The sequence below is a fragment of the Streptomyces sp. GESEQ-4 genome (assembly GCF_017948455.1).
In the GTDB taxonomy this organism is placed as follows: Bacteria; Actinomycetota; Actinomycetes; order Streptomycetales; family Streptomycetaceae; genus Streptomyces.
In genome coordinates, this window is the sequence record NZ_JAFFSU010000001.1 from 301133 (window position 1) to 325991 (window position 24859).

The following is a 24859-nucleotide window of genomic DNA, read 5'->3' on the forward strand; positions in this document are numbered from 1 at the left end:
AGTCGGGGTAAGGGATCAGTCGAGCCGGGCGGCGGGGATCGCGCCCGGCTCGACCACGATCTCCGCGCCGCGCGGCTGCGGAATCGACACCGCGCCCTGCTGCAGGGCCACCGTGCGGGTCGGGGAGGGGATGCGGATGCCCTCCTCGTGGTAGCGCTTGTGCAGGCGCTTGATGAACTCGTGCTTGATCCGGAACTGGTCGCTGAACTCGCCGACGCCCAGGATGATCGTGAACCCGATGCGGGAATCGCCGAAGGTGTGGAAGCGCACCGCAGGCTCATGGTCCGGCATGGCGCCGGTGATCTCGGTCATCACCTCGGCGATCACCTCCATGGTGACCCGCTCGACGTGCTCCAGGTCGCTGTCGTAGGCGACGCCCGCCTGGAGCAGGATGGTGAGGTCCTGCTCGGGGCGGTTGTAGTTGGTCATGTTCGTCCCCGCCAACTGGCCGTTGGGGATGATGACCAGGTTGTTGGAGAGGTTGCGGACGGTGGTCTGCCGCCAGTTGATGTCGGTGACATAACCCTCCTCGCCGCTGCTCAGCCGGATGTAGTCACCGGGCTGGACAGTCTTCGAGGCGAGGATGTGGATGCCCGCGAAGAGGTTGGCGAGCGTGTCCTGCAGCGCCAGGGCGACCGCGAGACCACCCACACCGAGGGCGGTGAGCAGCGGGGCTATGGAGATGCCCAGCGTCTGCAGCACCACCAGGCAGCCGATCGCCAGGACCACGACCCGGGTGATGTTGACGAAGATCGTGGCCGACCCGGCGACGCCGGAGCGGGACTGGGTGACCGTGCGGATCAGTCCGGCGACCAGCCGGGCCGCCGCGATCGTCACGATGAGGATCAGCAGGACGGTCAGGCCCTGGTTGACGTTGCGGTGAACCGTCCTGGTGAGCGGCAGCGCCGCCGCCGCGGCCGCCGCGCCGCCCACCATCGCGGCCCACGGGATCACGGTCCGCAGTGCGGCGACGATGACCTCGTCGCCGGTCCAGCGGGTGCGGTCCGCGTGCTTGCCCAGCCAGCGCAGCAGCATCCGCAGCAGGAACGCCGCCAGCAGGCCCGCGGCCATCGCGATGCCCGCGATGACGAAGTCGTGCATGGTGAGTTCGCGGTTCACCGGTCACCTCCGGTGAGAAGATCCGCGGGGACATTCCTCGCCGACAGCCGGATGTGATGTCTCGTCACCTGGTCACCTGCTCGCTTCCGTGATGTGCGCCTCGCGCCGGACAGGTCCTTCGATGTCCGGCGCGAGGGCTCATCCTGCCGTATAGGGCACAGGAGTTCGTACCGGGACCGATGCCCGGATCGCGCAGCTCAGACGATTCCCTCGGCCAGTTCGGCCTGTTCCCGGTCGTCGCCGTACGCCGCTGTGGTGGGCGTTCCGTACGAACGCCGGGCGACGAACCACCACACCGTGGCGAGGACGAGTACGACAGCGAGGGCGACGGAGGCGTAGTTCATTGTGTCGACCGTCACCGGAGACGACTGGGGCAGGCAGAACAGCACCGTCACACAGGCCACCCACGCCACCGCGGTCCAGCCGATGGGCCTGCTCCACCGGCCCAGGCTCCAGGGCCCCGGCTGGAAGCGGTCGCCCGCCCGCAGCCGCAGGAACACCGGGATGACGTAGGCGGGCGTGATGCCGATGACGTTGATGGCGGTGACCGCGCCGTACGCCGTCGCCGAGTACAGGGACGGCAGGGCGAGGACGCAGGCGACCGCCACCGACAGCCAGACGGCGGCGACCGGGGTCTGGGTGCGGCGGCTGACCTTGCGCCACAGGTGGGAGCCCGGCAGCGCGCGGTCCCGGCTGAACGCGAACACCATGCGGCTGGCCGCGGCGACTTCGGCGTTGCCGCAGAACAGCTGGGCGACGATCACCACGAGCAGCAGGGCGCATGCGCCGTCGGTGCCGAGGCCGTCGAGCAGGATCTGCGCGGGCGGCACCCCGGTCTCGCTGGCGCGTGTGGCGTCGTAGTCCTGGATGGCGAAGGTGAGGCCGGCGAGCAGGACGAAGCCCGCGATCCAGGAGACCCAGATGGCGCGCACGATGCCGCGGGCCGCCGTCACCGAGGCGTTGGAGGTCTCCTCGGAGAGGTGGGCTGAGGCGTCGTAGCCGGAGAAGGTGTACTGCGCGAGCAGCAGGCCGATCGCGGCGACGTAGACGGGGTTGGACCAGCCGGTGTCGTTGACGAATTCGGTGAAGACGAAGGACGGCGACTGGTGGTGGTCGGGGACGATGGCCAGCGCGCCGACGATGACCGCGACACCGGCGAGGTGCCACCACACGCTGATGGAGTTGAGGACGCTGACCAGCCGGACGCCGAACAGGTTCAGCGTGGCGTGCAGCAGCAGGATCACCATGAAGATCAGGAACGTCTTCTCCGGCGTCGGCTCGAAGCCCCACTGGAGGTTCATGAAGGCGCCGGTGAACAGGGCGGCCCCGTAGTCGATACCGGCGATCGCGCCCAGCAGACCGAGCAGATTCAGCCAGCCCGTGTACCAGCCCCAGCGTCTGCCGCCGAGCCGGTCGGCCATGTAGTACAGGGCGCCCGAGGTCGGGTACGCGCTGGTGACTTCCGCCAGCGCGAGTCCGACGCACAGCACGAACAGGCCGACGCCGGCCCAGCCCCACAGCATCACGGCGGGCCCGCCGGCGCCCATGCCGAAGCCGTACAGGGTCATGCAGCCGGACAGGATCGAGATCACGGAGAAGCTGATGGCGAAGTTGCCGAAGCCGCCCATACGGCGGGCGAGCACGGGGCGGTAGCCGAGTTCACGCAGGCGCTGTTCCTCGTCGTGGGGCGGGACGCCGGACGGAGCGGGGGTGCGGGACATGCGGAACCAAACCTCCGGGAGAGGACGGGGTCAGGGGTGTGGGTGTAAATCGTCCGCGGCCGACCGGGTGCGGGCGCGCGCCTGGAGGAAGACGTCCACCGCCTGGCTGCGGTCGCCCGCGTCGGAGGTGCGGTAGGCCCAGGGGACGGGCGTCCAGTACGGGCCCAGGGCGTCGAACACCCGGGCCGCGTCCGGGAACCGGAGCGCGCCCCATAGGGCGTGAGCGAGGTGGTTCAGGTCAAGGAGGGAGCGCTCGGCGGGACGGCTGAGTTCAAACCAGGAGCGGAACGCCTGTCGTGCCTCGCGGGTGGCGTCCTCCGCCACCCAGTGCAGATCGAGCGCGGCGTCCCGCCCGCCCGAGCGGCGGTAGCGCTCCACCCGCACATACAGCGGCAGGACGTGCAGCGCGGAGCCCGGGGGCGCCGAGTCCGCGGCCCAGTGCGCATACCCGGACGCCTCCGCCAGCCGCCCGCCCGCACCGCGCCCGTAGAGGAACTGCAGCATCCGGTGGTGGGCCTCGCGGTTGTACGGGTCACGCTTGTCGGCCTCCGCCAGCAGCCCCCACGGGCCCGGCGGCAGCATCGGCTCGGGCGGTCGGCAGCGGTGCTCGGACCAGCGCCGGTCCCGGTCCAGCTGGGCCAGCGCCAGCAGGCACACCCAGGGGACCGGGTCGTGCGGTGCGGTGCGTGTCGCCGTCTCGCACGCCCGCCAGGCCTCCTTCCACAGTTCGTGCGTACGGCGGTGCTCCTCGCGGTGGGCCCGCAGGGCGCGTTCCACGGTGACCCGGGCGTGCATCACGGCGGCCGGGATGCTGTGCGGCTCCTCGGACAGCCAGGCCCGCACCACGTCGGTGCCGGCCGCGGCGGCCGCGAGGATCTGGGTGCGCTGCGTCCACTGCCACCACTCCCCGGTCTCCAGCAGAAGACCGCGCATCGCCATCCAGCGGCCGGTGCGCAGCTCCTGGAGGGCGGCGCGCAGCGCGGAGTCATGGCCGGCGGGATCGTAGGCGGGGCGTGCTCCTTCTCTGGCCATCAGTCGCCCGCCCCCGGAAGAGGGCAGGTCAGGACGGCAGGGGGGAGTAACAACAGCCTTCCTCCGGGCGGCAGTTGAGGAGTCGCGCGGTCGGCGTCACTATAGAGGCGGCGCTTCCGCATGGCTGTCGGTTTGCTGATCCTTTCGAACTCCTTTGCGGGGATGGCCGGTTGGATGCGCGTCTCCCCTCGGCTGCTTGACGGGCCGTGCGGAGCGGCGGCAGGCTGGCGCACGGTGATCGCCCAGGGCTTCGCCGGGCTTCAACTGCCTTCGACGGGCTTCGATCGGCTTCGACGGGAGAGGTGCGATGACAGGTCCGGTCCTCGCCGTCGACCAGGGCACCTCCGGCACCAAGGCCCTGGTGATCTGCCCCGAACGCGGCGTCATCGGCACCGGCTTCGCCGCCGTACGGCCCCGTCATCTGCCCGGCGGTCTGGTCGAGGTCGACCCCGGCGAGCTGTACGCCTCCGTCGTCGAGGCCGCGGACAGTGCCCTGGCCGAGGCACGGGAGCCGGTCACCGCGCTGGGCCTCGCCAACCAGGGCGAGACCGTCCTCGCCTGGGACCCGGACACCGGCCGCCCGCTGACCGACGCGCTGGTCTGGCAGGACCGCCGCGCCGAGAGCGTGTGCGCCGAACTCGCCGACCACGCCGAGGAGTTGCGGGAGCTCACCGGGCTGCCGCTCGACCCGTACTTCGCCGCGCCCAAGATGGCGTGGATACGACGTCACCTGACCGCCGAGGGAGTCGTCACCACCTCCGACGCCTGGCTGGTGCACCGCCTCACCGGCGCGTACGTCACCGACGCGGCCACCGCGGGCCGCACCCAACTCCTCGACCTCGACCGCACATCCTGGTCACCCCGAGCCCTCGACCTCTACGGCCTGTCCGGCGAACGCCTCCCCGAAGTCGTCGACGTCGCCGGACCAGTGGGCACGACCACCGCATTCGGCCACGCCATCCCGCTCACCGGCCTCGTCGTCGACCAGCAGGCCGCACTGCTCGCCCAGCGCGTCACCGAACCCGGCGGCGCCAAGTGCACCTACGGCACAGGGGCGTTCCTCCTCGCCCACACCGGCGACACACCGCGCCGGGGCACCTCCGGGCTGGTCAGCTGTGTCGCCTGGCGCCTCGGCGGACACACCAGCTACTGCCTCGACGGCCAGGTGTACACGGCCGCGTCCGCCGTACGCTGGCTCGCCGACCTGGGCGTCATCGAGAGCGCCGCGGACCTTGATCCGGTGGGCGGTTCGGCGCCCGACAGCGGCGGCGTCACCTTCGTCCCGGCGCTGGCCGGGCTCGCCGCTCCCTGGTGGCGCGGCGACCTGCGTGGCTCGCTCACCGGACTCGGCCTCGACACCACCGCCGGGCACCTGGTGCGCGCCCTGTGCGAGGGCATCGCCGCGCAGGTCGCCGAACTCGCCGAAGCCGCCGCGCTCGATCTGGGCGAGCCCCTCTCGGTACTCCGCGTCGACGGCGGCCTGACCCGCTCCACCCTCCTCATGCAGACCCAGGCAGACCTGCTGCAACGCCCGGTCGAGGTGTCCGCGCTGCCGGACGCGACCGCGCTCGGTGTGGGCGCGCTGGCCCGGCTGGGCACCGAGCCTGGCCTGACGGTCGCCGAAGCGCTGCCCGACTGGAAACCGTCGGCCGTGTACGAGCCACGCATCAGCGCGGACGAGGCCGCCGCACGCCTCGCCGGGTTCCGCCGGGAAGTCGCGGCGCTGCTCGACCGGGGGCCGACGTGAGCGTAAGCGCTCCGCGAGAGGTGGGGCGATGGGCCGTCGAGCGTCTGCGGGCCCGTTGTGGCTGGTCGCGCAGTTCCCCGCGCCCCTTCGGGCGCTGCCACCGCGCCGGACTTCACCGAACCCGCTTAGCGAGCCTGACGCCCGCACCAGCCGCTCCGCGGGGGGTGGGGCGATGGGCCGTCGAGCGTCTGCGGGCGCGTTGTGGCTGGTCGCGCCCACGCGGCGGAGCCGCATATGTCACAGCCCCGCGCCCCTTCGGGCGCTGCCTGACGCCGGCGTCAGGCAGCGGAGCGCCCACATGAACGGGCCGCTCCCCTCGCTGACCTACGACGTCGCGATCGTCGGCGCCGGCGTCGTCGGCTGCGCCATCGCCCGCGCGCTCGCCCGCCACCCCCACCTCCGCGTCGCCCTCGTAGAAGCCCGGGACGATGTCGGCGACGCCACCTCGAAGGCCAACACCGCGATCCTGCACACCGGGTTCGACGCCGCGCCCGGCTCCCTCGAAGCCAGGCTCGTCCGCGAGGGATTCCGCCAACTCGCCGCCTACGCGGCCGAGTCCGGCATCCCGGTCGAAACGACCGGCGCCCTCCTCGTCGCGTGGGACCAGGAACAGCTCGCCGCGCTGCCCCGACTCGTCGAGAAGGCGGAACGCAACGACTACCACGACACCAGCATCCTCGGCCCGACGGACCTCTACGACCGCGAACCGCACCTCGGCCCCGGCGCACTCGGCGCCCTGCACGTGCCGGGCGAGAGCATCATCTGCCCTTGGACGACGACACTCGCCTACGCTACCCAGGCCGTCCGGCACGGAGTCGACCTGCACCTCAACTGCCGTGTGGGGAACGTGAGTCGGCAGGACAGCACGCACATCCTCGACACCGACCGGGGCACGCTGCGCACCCGTTGGCTGGTCAACGCCGCCGGACTGCACGCCGACACACTCGACCGGCAGCTCGGCCACGACGACTTCACGGTCACCCCGCGCCGCGGCCAGCTCATCGTCTTCGACAAGTTCGCCCGCGGCCTGGTCGGCCACATCCTGCTGCCCGTCCCCACAGCGCTCGGCAAGGGCGTGCTGGTCGCCCCCACCGTCTACGGCCACGTGCTCCTCGGTCCCACCGCCGAGGACCTGGACGACAAGCGGGCCACGCACTCCACCGCGGACGGGCTTCAGCTGTTGCGCGACAAGGGCCGCCGCATCCTGCCCGAACTGCTCGACGAGGAGGTCACCGCCGTCTACGCCGGGCTGCGCGCCGCCACCGAGCACGACGACTACCGCATCCGCGCCCACCCGGGGCAGTCCTACGTCACGGTCGGCGGCATCCGTTCCACCGGCCTCACCGCCTCGCTCGCGATCGCCGCCCACGTCACCGGCCTGCTCACCGACAGCGGCCTGGACCCGGGCCCGGCACGGGAGTTGGAGCCGGTGCGCATGCCGAACCTCGGCGAGGCCTTCCCCCGCCCGCACCAGCGGCCCGACCTCATCGCCGCCGACCCCGAGTACGGCACCCTCGTCTGCCACTGCGAACGAGTCTCCCGAGGCGAGATCCGCGACGCCCTCGCCAGCACGATCCCGCCCCACAGCCTCGACGGACTGCGCCGCCGGACCCGGGCCAGGGCGGGCCGCTGCCAGGGCTTCTACTGCGGTGCGGCTGTACGGGCGCTGTTCGAGGGAGCCGGCGCATGACGCCCGAGCGCCGGATCGATGTCCTGATCGTCGGCGCGGGCCCCGCCGGACTCGCGGCGGCCGCCCGTCTCGCCCCCGGAGGCGCGGGCCACGTCGAGGTGCTGGAGCGCGAGCAGCAGGCGGGAGGCGTACCCCGGCACTGCGCGCACGGCGGCTTCGGCACGCTGCCGCGTCCGCTGACCGGACCGGCGTACGCCCGTCTGCTCACCGACGCGGCGACCAGAGCCGGAGCCGTCGTACGGACCGGCGTGACCGCCCTCGACTGGACCGGCCCGCTCACGCTCACCGCGGTCGGCCCGAACGGACCGGAGACGATCACCGCACGGGCGGTCGTGCTGGCCACCGGCGCCCGCGAACGCCCGCGCAGCGCACGCCTGGTGCCCGGCACCCGGCCCGCCGGCGTCTACACCACCGGCGAACTCCAGCAGGCCGTCCACCTCTGCCGGCAGCGGATCGGCACCCGAGCGGTCGTGGTCGGCGCGGAGGACGTCTCGTACGCCGCCGCCGACACCGCACGGGCCGCGGGAGCCGACGTCGTCGCCATGGTCACGGAACTCCCGCGCGCCCGGACGGCACCCGCCCGCGCCCAGTACACCCGCCTCCGCCACGGCATCCCGCTCCTCACCGGCACCACGGTCACCGAACTCCTCGGCCACGGGCGGCTGTCCGGCGTCCGGATACGCCACCGCGACGGCCGTACGGCCGTGCTGCCCTGCGACACGATCGTCTTCACCGGCGACTTCGTACCTGACCACGAACTCGCCCGGCGCGGAGGAATACCGCTCGACCCCGCCACGCGCGGACCCGCCATCGACGGGGCACTGCGCACGCTACGCCCAGGCGTCTTCGCAGTCGGCAGTGTGCTGCACCCCGTGGAGAGCGCGGGTAGGGCGGCCCGAGAGGGCGCGCACGCGGCAACCGCCGTCCAGGCGTGGCTCGCGGGGGCGGACTGGTCCGAAGGCGTCCCCCTAGTGGTCCACCCGCCCCTGCACTGGATCGCCCCGAACCGAGTCACCGCGACCGACCGCCTCCCGTACATCCTGCGCGCGAGGTTCCCGCTCACCCGCCCGATCCTGCACGTCACGCAGGACGGCCGATTCCTGCACCGAACCCTCCTCCTGAACCGCCGACCGACCCTCACCGCACGCTGGACACACCGAATCGACCCGAAGGGCGGCCCGGTACACGTCAGAGTCCGGTGAGGGCAGCGCCCCGAAGGGGCGCGGGGAACTGCGCGACCAGCCACAACGAGCCCGCAGACGATTGACGGCACGGCCCACAGCGGCGCTATCTCAGATGACCTTCATCCGCACCAACGCCCCCAACGTCAACGCCCCCGGCAGAATCGGCACCCACACAGTGATGATCCGGTAGGCAAGCACCACGGCCGTGGCCACGGCAACCGGCCCGCCCGCCGCGACCAGAGCGACGATCAGCGCGGCCTCGACGGAACCGATGCCCCCGGGCGTCGGTATCAGCGCGACCGCGACCGTCGCCGCCAGATACGCGACCACCATGTACGCGGGCGGCACCGGCAGCCCCAACGCCAGCCCCACCGCGACCAGTCCGGCCGCCTGCAGGGCGGGGAAGGCCAACGAGCCGCCCCACAGGGCCACCGCCCGCCAGGGCCGGGTGTGCACGGCCCGCGCCTCGCCCAGCGCGGTCCGCACGAAGGTGAAGACGACGGTGCGCAGCTTCCGTACGAGCAGCAGGACCAGCAGCGCGACGGCGGCCACCACGCCGATGCCGGTCAGCAACGGGCCCGCCACGCCGTCCGGCAGGAGCGAACCGAGTTGCAGCGCGTGCGGGAAGGCGATCAGCAGGGCCGCCAGCATGCCCACACGGGCGATCGACTCGGCCAGCAGATAGAGCGCGACCGCGGCCGACGAGCGGGCCAGCGGAACGCCGCACACCGCCATGAACCGCAGATTGACCGCGCTGGCCCCGAGACCGGTCGGCAACAGATGGTTGGCGGCGCCCGCGGCGAACTGCGTGGCCAGCAACCGCCGTACCGGAAGCCGCTCGACGAGCGCGCCCTGCCGCGCGGCGGACGCGGCGACCCAGGTGCCGCAGGTGGCCGCGCCGGCGGCCAGCAGCCACGGCCACTCGGCGTGGCGCAGGTGTCCGAAGCCCTCCACGAGCACGGACCAGTGGCGCACGGCGACCCACAGCACGAGCGCGAGCGGGACCAGCATCAGTATCTGCCGGTACGGGAGGCGCTTGAGGCCTCGGGGAAGACGCACGACCATCACATCGTGAGAGGTTCTCCGCGCCAGGACAACGGCAGGTTGCGGGAGTGGGGCCGGAGGCTGACACGCCGGGCACGGCCTCGCGTCCATCGTGTGCCCGGACGGTGCCGATTCGGCGTTGACCTCAAGGATGGTTGAGGGCCTACGGTCCCTGTCATGAGTATGGAGATCACAGCCTGGACACAGCTGCAGAGTGTCATGAGCGCCCAGCAGGAGCGCCGTCCCCTCGCCCGCGCGACGCTGCGCCGCATAGGCGCGTTCGCCCGCCCGCACCGTGTGCGCATCATTCGCTTCGTGGGTCTCGGGGTGCTCACGGCCCTGCTCGCCGTCGCCACCCCTGTCCTGGCCGGCTACGTCGTGGACGCGATCGTGACGGGCGACGACGAGGGGACCGTCGTACGCCTCGCGCTCCTCATCGCGCTCATCGCGGTCGTCGAGGCGGCACTCGGCATCCTCGGCCGACGGCTTTCGGCCACCCTCGGGGAGGGGCTCATCCTCGATCTGCGGACGGCTGTGTTCGATCATGTGCAGCGCATGCCGGTCGCGTTCTTCACACGCACGCGTACGGGAGCGCTCGTCAGCCGTCTCAACAACGATGTGATCGGCGCGCAGCGGGCGTTCAGCAACACCCTGTCCGGCGTGGTCAGCAACGTCGTCACGCTCCTTCTCACCCTCGCCGTCATGCTCACCCTGTCCTGGCAGATCACACTGCTCTCGCTCGTCCTGCTCCCGGTGTTCGTCGTCCCCGCGCGGCGGATGGGCAGCCGCATGGCCCGGATGCAGCGGGAGGCGGCGACGCTCAACGCGGCGATGGGCACCCGGATGACCGAGCGGTTCTCGGCGCCGGGCGCCACCCTGGTCAAGCTCTTCGGGCGCCCGGAGGAGGAGTCCGAGGAGTTCGCGGCCCGTGCCCGCCGGGTCCGGGACATCGGCGTACGGACGGCCACGGCCCAGTCGGCGTTCATCACCGCCCTCACCCTGGTGTCGGCCCTCGCACTCGCCCTCGTCTACGGCCTCGGCGGCTGGTTCGCCCTGCGCGGCACACTGGAGCCGGGCGCCGTCGTCGCGCTGGCGCTGCTGCTGACCCGCCTCTACGCACCGCTGACCGCCCTCGCCGGCGCCCGCGTCGAGGTGATGAGCGCCCTGGTCAGCTTCGAGCGGGTCTTCGAAGTCCTCGACCTGAAGCCGCTGATCGAGGACAAACCGGATGCCCGGCAGGTGCCCGACGGCCCGGTCGCCGTCGCCTTCGAGAACGTCCGCTTCGCCTACCCCTCCGCCGACAAGGTCTCCCTGGCCTCCCTGGAGGAAGTGGCCTCCCTCGACACCCGCGGCGGCGACGAGGTCCTGCACGGCATCTCCTTCCGCGCCGAACCCGGCCAGACCGTCGCCCTCGTCGGCTCCTCCGGCGCCGGAAAGTCCACGATCGCCCAACTGCTGCCGCGCCTGTACGACGTGGACGAGGGTGCCGTACGCATAGGCGGCGTCGACGTCCGCGACCTGACCGCCGACTCCCTGCGCTCCACCCTCGGCATGGTCACGCAGGACGGCCACCTCTTCCACGACACCGTCCGCGCCAACCTCCTCCTCGCCGCCCCCACCGCGACCGAGGACGACCTGTGGGACGCCCTGCGCCGCGCCCGCCTGGCCGATCTCGTACGGTCCCTGCCCGACAGCCTCGACACAGTCGTCGGCGAGCGCGGCTACCGCCTCTCCGGCGGCGAACGCCAGCGCATGACCATCGCCCGGCTCCTGCTGGCCCGCCAGCGCGTCGTCATCCTCGACGAGGCCACCGCCCACCTGGACAACACGTCCGAGGCCGCCGTCCAGGAGGCGCTGACGGAGGCCCTGGAAGGCAGAACCGCCGTCGTCATCGCCCACCGGCTGTCCACGGTGCGGGCGGCGGACCTGATCCTGGTCGTCGAGGCGGGCCACATCGTGGAACGCGGCACGCACGAGCAGCTGTTGGCCAAGGGGGGACGCTATGCGGAGCTGTACCGGACCCAGTTCGAGTCCGGTGATGTGACGCCCGCGGACGCAACCGGTGATGTTGTAATGAGCGTCCGGCTGTAGTGCCACGCTGAGGGGGACGAAACGATCATGGAGAACTTGCGGCCGGGCGATCCCAGCCACGTCGGGGAGTACCGGTTGCTCCGGCGGCTCGGAGCCGGGGGCATGGGGCAGGTGTTCCTCGGCCGTTCGCAGCGGGGGCGCACGGTCGCCGTGAAGCTGGTCCATGCGCAGCTGGCGTACGACGCGGAGTTCCGCAGCCGGTTCCGCGCGGAGGTGGCCGCGGCGCGGCGGGTGGGCGGGGAGTGGACGGCTCCGGTCCTGGACGCCGACACCGAGGCGGACACGCCCTGGGTCGCCACCGGGTATGTCGCCGGCCCCACCTTGCACCAGGCGGTGACCGAGATCAGCGGGCCGCTGCCGGAGCGGTCGGTCTGGCACCTGGCCGCCGGTCTGGCACGTGCGCTGCAGAGCATCCACGGCTGCGGACTGGTGCACCGGGACCTCAAGCCGTCGAACGTCATGCTGACGGTCAACGGTCCCCGGGTGATCGACTTCGGTGTCGCGCGTGCGGCGGACGCGAGCGTGCTGACCCGTACCGGTGCGATGGTCGGCTCTCCCGGCTACATGGCGCCCGAGCAGATCCTGGGCCACGAGATCACCGGGCTGAGCGACGTGTTCAGTCTCGGCTTGGTCCTGGTGTTCGCCGCAACGGGCCGACAGGCATTCGGTGGCCCGGACAGCGGCGCCCACGCGCTCATGCTGCGGGCGACCGAGGACGACCCGGACCTGACGGGGATGCCCGGGCCGCTGGCCGAGTTGGTGGGACGGTGTCTCGCCAAGCGGCCCGAGGACCGGATTCCGCTGCCCGAGATCGTGGCGACGGCAGAGGCGGCCACGGCTGACACCCGCTCGGACGCGTGGCTTCCGGGCGACCTGATGGCGGAGCTCGGCCGGCACGCCGCCGGCCTCCTCGACCTCGAGGAGCCGCCGCCGACCCAGGTCGACAACCCGGCCGCGGGCCGTGGCGGGGACAGCGTGCACGCCCTGCCGACCATGCAGGGCGGGCGCGTCCCGCCTCCGCCGCCGGGCACTCCGACGCCGGTACCGATGCCTCCGGTGCCCACGCCGACCTCGACACCCATGCCGCCGATGCCGACACCACGGATGACGGTGACCACACCACCGATGCCGCCGGTACCGGGCGGCCGTCGCAAGAGCCGGGTCGGCCCCGTGCTCGCCGTGGCCGCCGTCGCCGTACTCGGCATCGTCCTGGCCGTGAAGCTTCCCGGCGGAGGGAACGAGAACTCGGCCAACTCGGGGGCGTCCGGGGCAGGTTCCTCCACGACGTCCCCGAAGGCGTCCCCTGCCGACTACAAGGGCAGGTGGACCGGGAACGTGCGCGAGACGGACGGCGGCCTCTACTCGATCAAGGTGAACTACACGGGCGGGAAGCTCAGCGGTCAGGTGGCCACCGTCGAATACCCGTCGCTGGACTGCAGCGGCCGGTGGATCCTCACCATGGACACCGGGAATTCCGTACAGGTCCGAGAGGAAATCACCGAGGAGAGCAGCCCGTTGAACTGCGTCGACGAGGTCGACATCGTTCTGACCCCCGCGGCCGACGGCAGCCTGGGCTACGAGGTGACGAGCGTGGGGGACACCGGAACGCTGCGGCGTGGCAACTGACCGTCAGTCCGGCAGCGGCAGTGGAGGAAGCTGCTGGTACTCGGACCGGCCCCGGTTCAGCACGGAGATCGTCGCGGCGGTCAGCCATGGCACGGTCGGCCCGGCCAACCGCATCGGCTCCCACTGCTGGTAGTCGGTGAACAGCGCCCACTGTTCGAGCACGGGAAGAAAGCTGATGATCTCGTGGTGCCGCACCGTCACCCAACGGTTCTCGGCCGCGACATGCAGCAGCATGCGACGGTCGGTGAGGATCGCGCGGCAGGGGGAGAAGTCGCGCCATTGCGCCTGAGCCATCGCCTGCGCCCGGTTGCGGGCGCTGCTGTTGGCGAGCGCGTCTCCGACCAGCCCGGCGGCGACGAACATCGGTGACCCGAAGTAGAAGCCCGAGCGCTGGTTGTAGGTCACATTCGTGCCGTAGAAGCGCGAGTAGTCCGCCGATACGTCGCCGTACGCGATCTCACCGACTTCGAGCAGCACGCCTGGAGTGGGGATCGGCGCCAACTCACCGCCGCTGCTCAGATGCCGGTGCAGAGAACACGCGGCCTCCCAGCCCTGCTGATGAAGAGCTTGCAGCTGATCGTCACCAGAATTCGGACGTGCCACTGCCCCTCGCCCCCCACTGCGACCCAGAACGGATGGATCTCCGCTCGCCCTCATGATGCCAGGTGACGACGGGCCGGGAGGGCGATCGGTGCCGCGGCGCGATGTTGTGCCTTGTGTTAGTGTCATGCGTTTGCGTGGTCGTCGCGGTGGGTCCTGCCGGGCCTTCCTCGGTACGTTCCCCCTGCGGAAGGCTGTTCATGAAGCATCCCGACGACTTCGGCATCGCTCACGGCGGTCCCGCCCGGTCAGCGGCCACGACTCCGGCGCTGCCCCCGGCCGACTCCTTCGCCGGCTTTGAACTGCCGGTGGAGGTGCTGCGGACACTGAGCGGACTCGGGGTGCGTGAACCCTTTCCGATCCAGGCCGCCACACTGCCTGATGCCCTGGAGGGGCGCGACGTCCTGGGGCGCGGGCGCACCGGAACGGGCAAGACGCTCGCCTTCGGCCTGCCGCTGCTGACACGTACGGCAGGGCGGCGCGCCGAACCGAAGCAGCCCCGCGCACTGATCCTTGTGCCCACCCGAGAGCTGGCCCAACAGGTCGCCCAGGCGCTGGCGCCGTACGCCGAGGCACTACGGCTGCGGATGGCCACGGTCGTCGGCGGCATCTCGATCGGCCGGCAGGTCGCCGCGCTGCGCGAGGGAGCCGAGGTGGTCGTCGCCACCCCCGGACGCCTGCACGACCTGATCGAGCGCAAGGCCTGCCGCTTGGGACAGGTGAGGATCACCGTGCTGGACGAGGCCGACCAGATGTGCGACCTGGGATTTCTGCCGCAGGTCGCCGACGTGCTCGATCAGGTGCGCCCCGACGGTCAGCGGATGCTCTTCTCGGCCACTTTGGATCGCGACGTCGATCAGCTCGTCCGCCGCTATCTCCACGACCCCGTCGTCCACTCGGTCGACCCGTCCGCGGGCACCGTCTCGACGATGGAGCACCACGTTCTGGTCGTCCACGGCCCTGACCGCTACGCCGTCACCACGGAGATCGCCGCCCGCGACGGCCGCGTACTGCTGTTCCTCGACACCAAGCACGCCGTCGACCAGCTCACCCGGCATCTGCGGGCCAGCGGGGTGCACGCCGGGGCCCTGCACAGCGACAAGTCCCAGCCACAGCGCACCCGGACCCTGGCGCAGTTCAAGAACGGCCAGCTCACCGTTCTGGTGGCGACCAAGGTCGCGGCCCGTGGCCTGCACGTCGACGACCTCGATCTCGTGGTCAACGTCGACCCGCCCACCGACCCCAAGGACTACGTGCACCGGGCCGGCCGCACCGCCCGCGCCGGTGAGTCCGGCCGCGTGGTCACGCTCGTGCTGTCGGCTCAGCGCCGCGAGACGAGCCGTGTACTGGCCGACGCCGGTATCGAGCCGACCGTCACCAAGGTGCGCTCGGGCGAGGCGGAACTGAGCCGGATCACCGGCGCCAAGGCCCCCTCCGGCACCCCGCTCGACGGCGGGCCCGCCGTCCCCCGGCCCAAGAACACCAACGCTCCCTTCCGCGGCCTGGGCACCAGCAAGGACACCTCCCGCGGCGCCGGCGGCAAGTCCCGAAAGGCCGGCGAGGCCCGCAAGCTCGCCGAGGCCCGCAAGGCCGCCCTCATGCGTCGCAACGGCTGAGAGCGTTGCATGAGGTTGCCGGTGCCCCGCACCGCGCCCGGCATGACAAGCTGTGCTGGCCCACCCCCGAACCCAGGAGGTCACCATGACCGCAGAGCCCGTAACCCCGGAAGGTTCGGAGTCGGTTGACCCCGAGACGTCCCCTCCGGCGCCGGACAGCGACGGCAACGACGACCTCAAGCGCAAGTTCCGTGAAGCCCTGGCGCGCAAGCGCGGTGCGCAGGCGGACGCGGCCGATGTCGCCGCCAACCCCAACGCGTCAAAGGTCCGCGCGGCCCACGGCCCGGCCGCGAACCAGCGTTCGTTCAGGCGCAAGAGCGGCGGCTGAGTCGATAATCCGACGCGTCACCTGGTGCCGCGAGGAGTGGTCGCGGTTCGTGGGGTTCGCGGCGGGACCTGAGCCGTGTTCGTCCCGGCGGTCGTGGGATGACGTTCACCGCCGGGACACTGGTTCAGCGGAGGTCGGGTTCGCCCGCCTCGGCTATCTCGTCGAGCAGACTGATCTCCTCGTCGGCGTCGTCCGCGACGTCCGGGCCGTCGGGGCTGGTGTCGGGAAACGAACCGGCTGCCTCCTCGTCAGCGAGGTGTGGGTACTTGTCCAGGAGGAACCGCCGCCGGTATGCCATCTCGGCGGCGTCGACGATCCCTTCCAGAGTGGTCCAGTTGAGGGTGCCTCCGACGACGATCCCGAATGCGGGCACGGCCTTGCCGAGCCCCTTCTTGGTGAGGCGGAGCCGAACGACTTCCGAACTTGCCGTCCCGACGTTGACGACCGACATCACGAAGAGCTTCTCGACAGGTTCCTCGGGGTCGTAGCCGTAGAACAGCGAGACCTGGCCGACGGCACGCCGCGGCGGCTGGGTAGTACAGGCTCGCCCCACCGTCTGCCGAACGGACTGAAAAGCGGTACCGCTCCATACCGGGAGGGCGTCGGCGGCTCCACGAGCCCCGCACCGACCCTTTTCCGAGGGCACTTGATCGGGCTGCTGCGGGTACTGCGGGTTGCTCACGGTCCCCTGGGGCGTGGATGGTGATGCACGAGTGAGTGACCGTCCCCCAGGGAGTTGCCGTACTTGGCCTCGCCCTTGCGGCGGACGATGGGAAGCATGCTCAGTGACCCGGCTCTCAATGCGTTCCGGAGTGCTGTTCCGTACGCTGGTTCCGCCTGTCGACACCGACGTCCGAAGCTGGCCGTCGCAGCGTGAAAACCGCCCTTGACCTGCACAAGCAGGCAGGGAGCCGATCAGTGGGAGTGCCCCGATGCTGCGCACTATGTTCAAGTCCAAGATCCACCGCGCCACCGTCACCCAGGCCGACCTGCACTACGTGGGATCGGTGACCATCGACGCCGATCTGCTCGACGCCGCAGACCTGTTGCCCGGCGAGCTCGTCCACATCGTCGACATCACCAACGGCGCCCGGCTGGAGACGTACGTCATCGAGGGGGAGCGCGGCTCCGGAGTCGTCGGCATCAACGGGGCCGCCGCTCATCTCGTGCACCCCGGCGACCTGGTGATCATCATCAGTTACGCTCAGGTCTCCGACGCCGAGGCACGGGCGCTGCGGCCACGGGTCGTGCATGTGGACCGCGACAACAGGATCGTGGCCCTGGGCGCCGATCCGTCCGCACCGGTGCCGGGCTCCGACCAGGAGCGCAGCCCGCAGGCCGTACGGGCCTGACCGTGTCGGCCGCACATTTCGGACGCCGCACTTTCGGACCAGGAGCGTTCCCATGAGCGAGACCGAGATCCGCGACGACCGGGCGGCGGGCCGCCTTGAGGCCCTCGGCGGCGACGGCGAAGTCGTCGGCCACATCGAGTACTTCGTGCTCGAAGCACCGGGGCGCGCCCTGGTCCCCGTGCACACCATCGTGGAACCGGCCCACGAGGGACAGGGCATCGCGGGCTCCCTGGCGCGCGAGCTGTACGGCATGGCGGCGCGCGAGGGAGTCGTCGTGGCGCCGCTGTGCCCCTACGTCGTGAGGTGGGCCGAACGCCACCCCGACGAGGCTCCGGCGGCCGACCCCGATCTGCTGGCGGCGGCCGAGGACTGGCAGCGGGCGCACCCCGAGCGGTTCTGATGCTGACCTTGCTGCACACCTCACCGCTGCACATCCCGGTCTTCGAGGCCCTGCGCCAGGAGCACCACCCCGACCTGGAACTACGGCACTTCGTCGACGAGGAACTACTGGCCCGGGCCCGTCTTGAGGGACCCGAAGCCGTCGCGGACGACGTCCGCAAGGAGCTGCGCCGGGCCGTCGCCGAGGGGGCGCGAGCCGTGCTGTGCACCTGCTCGACCATCGGCGGCGTCGCGGAGACGGCCGCCGCCGAGGTCGGGATGCCGGTGCTGCGCGTCGACCGCCCGATGGCGGCGGCCGCGGTGGCCGAGGGGGAGCGTGTCGTCGTCCTCGCCACGGTGGAGAGCACACTCGGTCCGACGGTGTCCTTGATCGAGGACGAGGCCCGGCGTACGGCACGCCCGGTCGAGGTGCGGGCGCGCCTCGTCGAGGGCGCGTGGGAGCGCTTCGACGCGGGTGACGTCGACGGCTGCGCCCGTCTGGTGGCAGCAGCTGCGGACGAGGTTACGGACGCCGACGCGATCGTCCTCGCCCAGGTCTCCATCGCCCGGGCCCAGCAACTGGTCACGACACAAGTGCCCGTACTGTCCAGCCCTCGCCCTGGCCTGGCTGCGGGAGCGCGGGCGGCGCACCCGCAGTAGGCCCACCTGGGCCTCGGCATTGACGCGGGTGAGTGACTGGCGGCGCGGCCGTCGGGTACGCGGGGGAGTAGTCCAGAGCCGACGTTTCACCACTGGCCGGAGGACACCATGACCAACCCGACCCCTGACCCCGTCCCCCCGGGCCCCACACCCGGCCCGGACCCCGCACACCCCGAGCCCCCACCGTCCCCGGTCCCGACACCGGAGCCCCCACCGGTACCCGGCCCCCCGGGCCCACCACCGGGCCCCAGCCCGGTCCCCGGCCCGGACCCGTCCCCGGTCCCACCGGGCCCAGAACCGGTACCAAACCCGGAACCGGGCCCACCACTGACGTGAGCCGAGGACAAAAAGGGAAATGGGCGGCGCCAGAAAACGCCGCCCATCACAAGCGCCCCTTCAGGGGCGCGGGGAACTGCGCGACCAGCCCCCACACACCCGCACTCGCGAGCGCACCGCTCTCCCCAACCGACTAGGCGGAAACCTCCGACCGATCCCCACCCCACAACGTGTGGAACGACCCCTCCCGATCAACCCGCCGATACGTGTGCGCCCCGAAGAAGTCCCGCTGCCCCTGCGTAAGCGCCGCAGGCAACCGCTCCGCACGCAGCGCGTCGTAGTACGCGAGAGCCGCGGAGAAGCCAGGCGTCGGCACGCCCTGACGGGCCGCGGCGATGATCACCTCACGCCAGTCGTCCTGAGCCGCGCCGATCTCCTGCGCGAACGTGTCGTCGGACAGCAGGCTCGGCAGATCCGCTCGAACGTCGTACGCCGCACGAATGCGATCCAGGAACGCCGCGCGAATAATGCAGCCACCGCGCCAGATGGAGGCCACGGCACCGAGGTCGATGTCCCAGCCGTACTCGTCGCGGGCCGCGTCGATCTGATGGAAGCCCTGCGTGTACGACACGATCTTCGAGGCGTACAAGGCCTGCTCCACCCGGTCGGCAAAGGCCCCGGCCTCCGCCTCGCTCAGTGGCGACGCCTTCGGCCCGGCCAGCCCGCGTGATGCCTCGCGGAGCGCCTCGTGCCCGGACAGCGACCGCGCGAAGACGGCCTCGGCGATACCCGACACCGGGACACCCAGGTCGAGCGCGATCTGCACGGTCCACCGCCCCGTGCCCTTCTGCTCCGCCTGGTCCACCACCACGTCCACGAACGGCTCGCCCGTCGCCGCGTCCACGTGCGACAGCACCTCGGCCGTGATCTCGATCAGGTACGAGTCCAGCCGCCCGGTGTTCCAGGTGCGGAAGATGTCCGCGATCTGCGCGGGCGAGTACCCGGCGACATCACGCAGCAGCTGGTACGCCTCGCCGATCAGCTGCATGTCGGCGTACTCGATGCCGTTGTGCACCATCTTCACGAAGTGCCCGGCGCCGTCCGGACCCACGTGCGCGACACAGGGAGCCCCGTCGGCGGCCTTCGCGGAGATCTTCTCGAGCATCGGGCCCAGTGAGTCGTACGACTCCTTCGGCCCGCCCGGCATGATGCTCGGTCCGTGCAGCGCGCCCTCCTCGCCGCCGGAGACGCCCATGCCGACGAAGTGGATGCCCTGCTCACGCAGGTCGCGCTCGCGGCGGCGGGTGTCGGCGAAGTGCGCGTTGCCGCCGTCGATGATCATGTCGCCGGGCTCCAGGAGCGGGGCGAACTCCTGGATCACCGCGTCCGTCGGCTCACCGGCCTTCACCATGATGACCAGACGCCGCGGCCGCTCCAGCGCCGCCACGAACTCCTTCGCGGTCTCGGCCGCGACGAAGTCGCCCTCACTCCCGAACTCCTCGACCAGGGCGTGCGTCCGCGCCGACGTCCTGTTGTGCAGCGCGACCGTGTAGCCGTTGCGCGCGAAGTTGCGGGCGAGGTTGCGGCCCATGACCGCGAGACCTGTGACGCCGATCTGGGCTGAATTGCTCATTGCGTTGGCTCCTCGTGACCTCGATAGCAGCGGTGCCGGTCCTGCATGCCCGCCAGTATTGCCCCATCGTCCACCCTGACGTGCCGGTACGCCGACCGCACACCCGGATGCCGCGACGTGGCGATGTCGCGCAGGCACATACGCACAGAACGGTGCGCCGCACTCAGCCGTCCCGGAGGGTGGATCAACAGGTGGATCAACAGGCGCCGATTCCTCGCCACTTGGTGTGACCAAGCGGCTGATTGCTGTCTTGTCATGGCCTGTTCGTGGCGCTTACTTTTGGCCCTCCTGACGCATGTCGAGGGGGCTTTCATGGCCGTACGCGGCCGGCACCGCCGGTATCAGCCGAACAGGATCAACCGCGCCTCACTGACCGTCACGGCGGGCAGCGCCGGAATGGCGATACCGCTCATCGGCACCGGTACCGCACACGCCGCGGACGTCGACACCTGGAACAAGGTCGCCGCCTGCGAGTCGACCAGCAACTGGAGCATCAACACCGGCAACGGCTACTACGGCGGCCTGCAGTTCGCGCAGTCGACCTGGGAGGCCTTCGGCGGCACCCGGTACGCTCCGCGCGCGGATCTGGCCACCAAGGACCAGCAGATAGCCATAGCCGAGAAGGTGCTCGACGGACAGGGGCCCGGCGCCTGGCCGACGTGCTCGGTGAAGGCGGGGCTGACCCGGGGCGGCGACACCCCCGACATCAGCCCGGGCGGCACCGCCCCGCGCACCACGAAGAACTCCCTGGCCGACGTCCAGCCGCAGACCACGCCCCAGTCCCGGGCGGGCACCGCCGAGATGTACACCGTCCTCAGGGGCGACACGCTCTCCGGGATCGCCGACGAGCAGGACGTACGCGGCGGTTGGCGCGGGCTCTACGCCGCCAACCGGAAGACCATCGGCGCGGACCCCGACCTGATCCTGCCCGGCCAGCGGCTCAGCCTGCGCGGCAAGGCGGCCACGACGACGAGGACGCCGGTCGAGCCGGCACCCAAGGCGCCCGCCTCGGACAACAAGGCCTCGGACAGCAAGGCTCCGGTCAGGAAAGCCCCGGAGAGCAAGCCCAAGACGGAGACATCCAAGCGCGGCCTCGTCGCGCCCGTGAGCGCCGCGACCGGAACGCCGTACCACAAGGCGGGCTCCTCCTGGTCCATGGGCTATCACACGGGCGTCGACTTCGCCGTTCCCACCGGGACCTCAGTGAAGGCCGTCGCGGACGGGCGGGTCGTCAGCGCAGGCTGGGAAGGCTCCTTCGGCTACCAGGTGGTGATCCGGCACGCCGACGGCCGCTACTCCCAGTACGCGCACCTCTCGGCGATCTCCGTGAAGAGCGGGCAGGGCGTGGGCGCCGGACAGCGCATCGGCCGCTCCGGGTCCACGGGCAACAGCACGGGCCCGCATCTGCACTTCGAGGTGCGGACGGGGCCCGGCTTCGGCACGGACATCGACCCGGTGGCGTACCTCCGGGCCGGTGGCGTCAGGATTTGATACGGGTGCGGTGCCGGTCCAGGACCGGCCTCGGTATGTACGGGCCGATGTAGAGCGGGCCGTACAGCAGCGGGGGCACGTCGGTGTGCGGCTGCTCCTCCTTCTCCAGGTCCGGCGCCGACGCCTGCGTCGCGACCAGGGCCTGGTCCGGGAGTTCGGCCGCGGGCTGCTCGAGAAGCTCCTTGACGGCCTCGGGGGAGTCGCCGGAGTGCTGGGCGAGCAGCGCCTCGACGGGCGCCGGTTCGGCCACGGGTGCGGCGGCTTCCTGCTGCGTCCGCCCGATCCGCTCCGTCGTCAGCAGGATCAGCCCGCCCGCCGCCACGACGCCGCAGCTCAGGGCGAGCGCGGTGCCCGTCGTGCCGTAGCGGAAGGTTTCGCCGAACATCGTGATGCCGACCGCCGCCGCCAGCACGGGGTTCACGACCGTCAGGGTGGCCAGCGGGGCCGCGAGTCCGGCGCCGCGGTAGGAGGCCTGGGAGAGCATCAGTCCGGCCGTGGCGAAGACGCCGATCGTGGCCAGGGACGGCAGGTCAGACGCCGAGACGCCGCCGCTCCAGTCGACCGCGACGGTCTTGGTGAACACCGAGGACATGCCGAAGGCTATGCCGGATCCCGTGGCCAGCAGCACGCTGCGCACCGCCGGATGCCGGTGCGCCGCCCGGCCCGCGATCATCAGCGCCACGACCGCACCCGCGGTGACCAGGGCCACGCCCGCCCGCTGGGCGGAATCCAGCGACTGCGTGTCGGCGGTGCCGACCAGGGAGAGCAGACCCGCGAGTCCGACCGTCGCCATGATCGCGCCCCGCCAAGCGGTCGCCCCGGCCTTGCGGCCCACGAACATCGCCGCCATCGGCAGCGCGAACACGATGGTCAGGGCGCCCAGCGGCTGGACCACGCTCAGCGGTCCGTACGCCAGGGCCACCACGTGCAGCAGACCGCCGAGGCCGTTCAGCGCCACCGCCGCCCACCAGCTCGGCCGGCGCAGCGGCGCGTAGTCGGGGGAGGACTCCGCGACGCGCTCCTGTACGATCGCGCCGCCCGCGTACGCCACAGCGGAGATCAGCGACAGCACCACGGACAACGCGAGGGCACTCATGCGCTGCTCCTCTGCGTGAGGCGGGGGCCCGGGGCCCGTCGCGGCGATCGGTCGTCTTCCATAACCAACACGATGCCGCGAAAAAACCTTCCCGTCGTCGTACCTGAGCACTCATTGGGTCCTACTGCCGATGGAGTACGACCGGGCCTCCGTCCTCCCTCAGGTGGGTGACACCCCTCACCGACCCCCTGGTGGCGCCCCCTACGGGCCTTGGTACTACTGCTCTTCGTGGAACTCGACCCCGACCTCGCCGCGCTCCGCCCGCTCGGCGGCTTCTTCGTACTACGCACCACAGGAGTGCCGCGCGGGCCACTGCCGACCCTCGCGGAGGCGTACGCCGAATCAGCATCGGATGTTTACCGGAATCCCCTGACTCTCCGCCTCCACAAGGTCGCCGACGCCCTGCACGCCCCCGAGCCGCGGATCGCCGCCTCCGTCGCCCAGCAGGGGCTCGCGGCCCGGCTGTGGTCGGCGGCGCTCGGCTGCGCGGCCCTGTACGGCCTCGTCCCCGACCTCGATCCCCGGCTGCTGCGCTGGGACCCCGACGGCAGCGCCCCCGACGACCTCTGGCTGACGGAAGTGCGCCCGCTGCCCGCGGACGCGGCGACCCTCGCCGACACCGTGCTCCACGCCCACCTGGAACCGCTGACCGCGGCCCTGCACACCCGTCACCGCGTCGCCACCGGCCTGCTGTGGGGCAACGCCGCCTCCGCGCTGGCGGGAGCCGCGCGGCAACTGGACATCTGGGCGCGCACCAACCACCGCCCCGACGCCGCCGCCCGGGCCCGCACCCTGACCACGGCGCTACTCGGCCACCCCCGGCTCGCGGGCACCGGAACCCTCACCGGCACCGCCTTCCGGCGCCGCAGCTGCTGCCTCTACTACCGCGTGCCTGGCGGAGGCGTCTGCGGCGACTGTTGCTTCACACGACCCCCGCGCTCTTCCCCGGGCGCCACATCTGGGTGACCATGAAGGGGCCGGGCGTTGAGACAGGGGGTTGCGGGTGCGAGTGGGACTGCTGACCCGGGAGTACCCCCCGGATGTGTACGGCGGCGCGGGCGTCCATGTCGAGTTCCTCGCACGGGAGTTGCGCGACCTCGTCGACCTGGACGTGCACTGCTGGGGCGAGGGCCGCGCGGAGGGCGTGCTGCGGCACCGCCCCTGGTCCGGCCTGGACACCGCCAACGACGCGCTGCGCACCTTCTCCGTCGACCTCGCCATGACCGCGGCCCTCGAAGGCCGCGAACTCGTCCACTCCCACACCTGGTACGCCAACCTCGCCGGCCACCTCGGCAAGCTCCTGCACGGCATCCCGCATGTGATGACCGCCCACTCCCTGGAGCCGCTGCGCCCCTGGAAGGCCGAGCAACTCGGCGGCGGATACGCCCTGTCGAGCTGGGCCGAGCGCACCGCGATCGAGGCCGCCGACGGGGTGATCGCCGTATCCGGAGCCATGCGTGAGGACATCCTCGGCTGCTATCCCACGCTGGACCCGGCCAAGGTCCACGTCGTCCACAACGGCATCGACACCACCCTCTACCGCCCCGACCACGGCACCGAGGCCCTCACCCGGATCGGCCTCGATCCCGACCGCCCGTACGTCCTGTTCGTCGGCCGTATCACCCGGCAGAAGGGCGTGCCCCATCTGCTGCGCGCGGCGCGGCACATCGACCCGGCCGCGCAGGTCGTGCTGTGCGCGGGCGCCCCCGACACTCCGGAGATCGACCAGGAGTTCCGCGACCTGTTCCAGGAGCTCAGCAGCGTCCGCGCGGGCGTCCACTGGATCCCGCAGATGCTGCCGCGCGCCGACGTGATCCAACTCCTCACCCACGCGGCCGTGTTCGTCTGCCCTTCGGTGTACGAACCCCTCGGCATCGTCAACCTCGAGGCGATGGCCTGCGGAACTCCCGTCGTGGCCTCCCGGGTCGGCGGCATCCCGGAGGTCGTGGAGGACGGCAAGACCGGCCTACTGGTCTCCGTGGACGACGACTTCGAGTCGGGTCTGGCGCAGGCGCTGGACTCCGTCCTCGGCGACCTGGAGGCGGCGGGGCGGATGGGCGAGGCCGGACGGGAGCGGGCGGTGGGGGAGTTCGGTTGGGACGCAGTCGCCCGCCGGACGGTTCAGCTCTACCGGGAGATCCTCAAACAGGCTTAGTGTCCACTGATCAAGGGCAC

General features: G+C 71.5%; 21 protein-coding genes. 13 read left to right on the plus strand and 8 right to left on the minus strand.

Going from position 1 to position 24859, the window contains the following annotated elements; translation table 11 throughout:
• Nucleotides 1-15 precede the first annotated feature (15 nt).
• From KCH48_RS01345 to KCH48_RS01355, 3 genes are all read right to left on the minus strand, one after another.
• Nucleotides 16-1119, minus strand: coding sequence for a mechanosensitive ion channel family protein (locus KCH48_RS01345; protein WP_210569523.1), 1104 nt, complete (start codon nt 1117-1119; stop codon nt 16-18).
• A gap of 197 nt (nt 1120-1316) precedes the next feature.
• Complete coding sequence (locus tag KCH48_RS01350; RefSeq protein ID WP_210569524.1) at nt 1317-2840, minus strand: amino acid permease; 1524 nt, start codon at nt 2838-2840, stop codon at nt 1317-1319.
• Nucleotides 2841-2870: 30 nt separating this feature from the next.
• Nucleotides 2871-3872 carry a hypothetical protein gene (locus KCH48_RS01355; RefSeq protein WP_210569525.1) on the minus strand — a complete coding sequence of 334 codons (1002 nt, stop codon included), beginning with the start codon at nt 3870-3872 and terminating at the stop codon, nt 2871-2873.
• A gap of 307 nt (nt 3873-4179) precedes the next feature.
• Between KCH48_RS01355 and KCH48_RS01360 the strand changes: the two genes are divergently transcribed.
• The 3 genes from KCH48_RS01360 (at nt 4180) to KCH48_RS01370 (ending at nt 8511) form a co-directional block, all read left to right on the plus strand.
• Nucleotides 4180-5619 carry an FGGY family carbohydrate kinase gene (locus KCH48_RS01360; RefSeq protein ID WP_210569526.1) on the plus strand — a complete coding sequence of 480 codons (1440 nt, stop codon included), beginning with the start codon at nt 4180-4182 and terminating at the stop codon, nt 5617-5619.
• Nucleotides 5620-5917: 298 nt separating this feature from the next.
• Nucleotides 5918-7309 (plus strand): FAD-dependent oxidoreductase, encoded by a 1392-nt coding sequence (locus KCH48_RS01365; protein ID WP_210569527.1) that lies wholly within the window; start codon nt 5918-5920, stop codon nt 7307-7309.
• Entirely contained in the window at nt 7306-8511 is a 1206-nt protein-coding gene (locus tag KCH48_RS01370; RefSeq protein WP_210569528.1) for an NAD(P)/FAD-dependent oxidoreductase, read from the plus strand. Before KCH48_RS01365 ends, KCH48_RS01370 begins: the two co-directional genes overlap by 4 nt.
• A gap of 90 nt (nt 8512-8601) precedes the next feature.
• Here the strand turns inward: KCH48_RS01370 and KCH48_RS01375 are convergent, their stop codons facing one another.
• Complete coding sequence (locus KCH48_RS01375) at nt 8602-9558, minus strand: lysylphosphatidylglycerol synthase transmembrane domain-containing protein (protein WP_210569530.1); 957 nt, start codon at nt 9556-9558, stop codon at nt 8602-8604.
• 162 nt (nt 9559-9720) lie between these two features.
• On the opposite strand from KCH48_RS01375, the gene KCH48_RS01380 reads away from it, so the two are divergent.
• Both KCH48_RS01380 and KCH48_RS01385 read left to right on the plus strand, forming a co-directional pair.
• A complete protein-coding gene (locus KCH48_RS01380; RefSeq protein WP_210570880.1) occupies nt 9721-11628 on the plus strand; it encodes an ABC transporter ATP-binding protein in 1908 nt (635 codons plus the stop codon).
• Between the two features lie 27 nt (nt 11629-11655).
• Nucleotides 11656-13254, plus strand: coding sequence for a serine/threonine-protein kinase (locus KCH48_RS01385; protein WP_210569532.1), 1599 nt, complete (start codon nt 11656-11658; stop codon nt 13252-13254).
• Between the two features lie 3 nt (nt 13255-13257).
• Here KCH48_RS01385 and KCH48_RS01390 read toward each other — a convergent pair whose 3' ends face one another.
• Nucleotides 13258-13731 (minus strand): hypothetical protein, encoded by a 474-nt coding sequence (locus KCH48_RS01390; protein ID WP_210569534.1) that lies wholly within the window; start codon nt 13729-13731, stop codon nt 13258-13260.
• 323 nt (nt 13732-14054) lie between these two features.
• Here KCH48_RS01390 and KCH48_RS01395 point away from each other — a divergent pair, with 323 nt between their 5' ends.
• Entirely contained in the window at nt 14055-15470 is a 1416-nt protein-coding gene (locus KCH48_RS01395) for a DEAD/DEAH box helicase (RefSeq protein ID WP_210569536.1), read from the plus strand.
• A gap of 85 nt (nt 15471-15555) precedes the next feature.
• On the plus strand, nt 15556-15798 hold the full coding sequence (locus KCH48_RS01400) for a DUF5302 domain-containing protein (protein WP_210569538.1): 243 nt from the start codon (nt 15556-15558) through the stop codon (nt 15796-15798).
• 124 nt (nt 15799-15922) lie between these two features.
• Here the strand turns inward: KCH48_RS01400 and KCH48_RS01405 are convergent, their stop codons facing one another.
• Nucleotides 15923-16351, minus strand: coding sequence for an EcsC family protein (locus KCH48_RS01405; protein WP_246884676.1), 429 nt, complete (start codon nt 16349-16351; stop codon nt 15923-15925).
• 379 nt (nt 16352-16730) lie between these two features.
• On the opposite strand from KCH48_RS01405, the gene panD reads away from it, so the two are divergent.
• From panD to KCH48_RS01420, 3 genes are read left to right on the plus strand one after another with little or no spacing between them, the layout of a single operon-like run.
• Entirely contained in the window at nt 16731-17150 is a 420-nt protein-coding gene (gene panD, locus KCH48_RS01410) for an aspartate 1-decarboxylase (RefSeq protein WP_210569540.1), read from the plus strand.
• Nucleotides 17151-17202: 52 nt separating this feature from the next.
• A complete protein-coding gene (locus tag KCH48_RS01415; protein ID WP_210569541.1) occupies nt 17203-17550 on the plus strand; it encodes a GNAT family N-acetyltransferase in 348 nt (115 codons plus the stop codon).
• Nucleotides 17550-18188 carry an aspartate/glutamate racemase family protein gene (locus KCH48_RS01420; RefSeq protein WP_210569542.1) on the plus strand — a complete coding sequence of 213 codons (639 nt, stop codon included), beginning with the start codon at nt 17550-17552 and terminating at the stop codon, nt 18186-18188. The genes KCH48_RS01415 and KCH48_RS01420 overlap by 1 nt, the downstream gene beginning before the upstream one ends.
• 469 nt (nt 18189-18657) lie before the next feature.
• Here the strand turns inward: KCH48_RS01420 and gndA are convergent, their stop codons facing one another.
• A complete protein-coding gene (gndA, locus tag KCH48_RS01425; RefSeq protein ID WP_210569544.1) occupies nt 18658-20097 on the minus strand; it encodes an NADP-dependent phosphogluconate dehydrogenase in 1440 nt (479 codons plus the stop codon).
• Between the two features lie 312 nt (nt 20098-20409).
• Here gndA and KCH48_RS01430 point away from each other — a divergent pair, with 312 nt between their 5' ends.
• Nucleotides 20410-21588, plus strand: a complete 1179-nt coding sequence (locus KCH48_RS01430) for a transglycosylase family protein (protein WP_210569546.1) — start codon at nt 20410-20412, stop codon at nt 21586-21588.
• Here KCH48_RS01430 and KCH48_RS01435 read toward each other — a convergent pair.
• A complete protein-coding gene (locus tag KCH48_RS01435; RefSeq protein WP_210569548.1) occupies nt 21578-22684 on the minus strand; it encodes a DMT family transporter in 1107 nt (368 codons plus the stop codon). The two genes, KCH48_RS01430 and KCH48_RS01435, sit on opposite strands and share 11 nt — an antisense overlap.
• Nucleotides 22685-22894: 210 nt before the next feature.
• Here KCH48_RS01435 and KCH48_RS01440 point away from each other — a divergent pair, with 210 nt between their 5' ends.
• Both KCH48_RS01440 and glgA read left to right on the plus strand, forming a co-directional pair.
• The gene (locus KCH48_RS01440) at nt 22895-23650 is read left to right on the plus strand and encodes a (2Fe-2S)-binding protein (protein ID WP_210569550.1); all 756 of its coding nucleotides are present in this window, start codon (nt 22895-22897) and stop codon (nt 23648-23650) included.
• Nucleotides 23651-23687: 37 nt separating this feature from the next.
• A complete protein-coding gene (gene glgA, locus KCH48_RS01445; RefSeq protein ID WP_210569552.1) occupies nt 23688-24839 on the plus strand; it encodes a glycogen synthase in 1152 nt (383 codons plus the stop codon).
• Nucleotides 24840-24859 lie beyond the last annotated feature (20 nt).

Excerpts from the sequence above, each read along its gene's own strand:
- KCH48_RS01400 (WP_210569538.1), top strand. The coding sequence starts at position 15,556 with ATGACCGCAGAGCCCGTAACCCCGGAAGGTTCGGAGTCGGTTGACCCC.
- panD (WP_210569540.1), top strand. The coding sequence starts at position 16,731 with ATGCTGCGCACTATGTTCAAGTCCAAGATCCACCGCGCCACCGTCACC.
- KCH48_RS01430 (WP_210569546.1), top strand. The coding sequence starts at position 20,410 with ATGGCCGTACGCGGCCGGCACCGCCGGTATCAGCCGAACAGGATCAAC.
- KCH48_RS01435 (WP_210569548.1), bottom strand. The coding sequence starts at position 22,684 with ATGAGTGCCCTCGCGTTGTCCGTGGTGCTGTCGCTGATCTCCGCTGTG.
- KCH48_RS01365 (WP_210569527.1), top strand. The coding sequence starts at position 5,918 with ATGAACGGGCCGCTCCCCTCGCTGACCTACGACGTCGCGATCGTCGGC.
- KCH48_RS01360 (WP_210569526.1), top strand. The coding sequence starts at position 4,180 with ATGACAGGTCCGGTCCTCGCCGTCGACCAGGGCACCTCCGGCACCAAG.
- KCH48_RS01420 (WP_210569542.1), top strand. The coding sequence starts at position 17,550 with ATGCTGACCTTGCTGCACACCTCACCGCTGCACATCCCGGTCTTCGAG.
- gndA (WP_210569544.1), bottom strand. The coding sequence starts at position 20,097 with ATGAGCAATTCAGCCCAGATCGGCGTCACAGGTCTCGCGGTCATGGGC.
- KCH48_RS01380 (WP_210570880.1), top strand. The coding sequence starts at position 9,721 with ATGGAGATCACAGCCTGGACACAGCTGCAGAGTGTCATGAGCGCCCAG.
- KCH48_RS01395 (WP_210569536.1), top strand. The coding sequence starts at position 14,055 with ATGAAGCATCCCGACGACTTCGGCATCGCTCACGGCGGTCCCGCCCGG.
- KCH48_RS01370 (WP_210569528.1), top strand. The coding sequence starts at position 7,306 with ATGACGCCCGAGCGCCGGATCGATGTCCTGATCGTCGGCGCGGGCCCC.
- KCH48_RS01415 (WP_210569541.1), top strand. The coding sequence starts at position 17,203 with ATGAGCGAGACCGAGATCCGCGACGACCGGGCGGCGGGCCGCCTTGAG.
- KCH48_RS01385 (WP_210569532.1), top strand. The coding sequence starts at position 11,656 with ATGGAGAACTTGCGGCCGGGCGATCCCAGCCACGTCGGGGAGTACCGG.
- KCH48_RS01355 (WP_210569525.1), bottom strand. The coding sequence starts at position 3,872 with ATGGCCAGAGAAGGAGCACGCCCCGCCTACGATCCCGCCGGCCATGAC.
- KCH48_RS01375 (WP_210569530.1), bottom strand. The coding sequence starts at position 9,558 with ATGGTCGTGCGTCTTCCCCGAGGCCTCAAGCGCCTCCCGTACCGGCAG.
- KCH48_RS01350 (WP_210569524.1), bottom strand. The coding sequence starts at position 2,840 with ATGTCCCGCACCCCCGCTCCGTCCGGCGTCCCGCCCCACGACGAGGAA.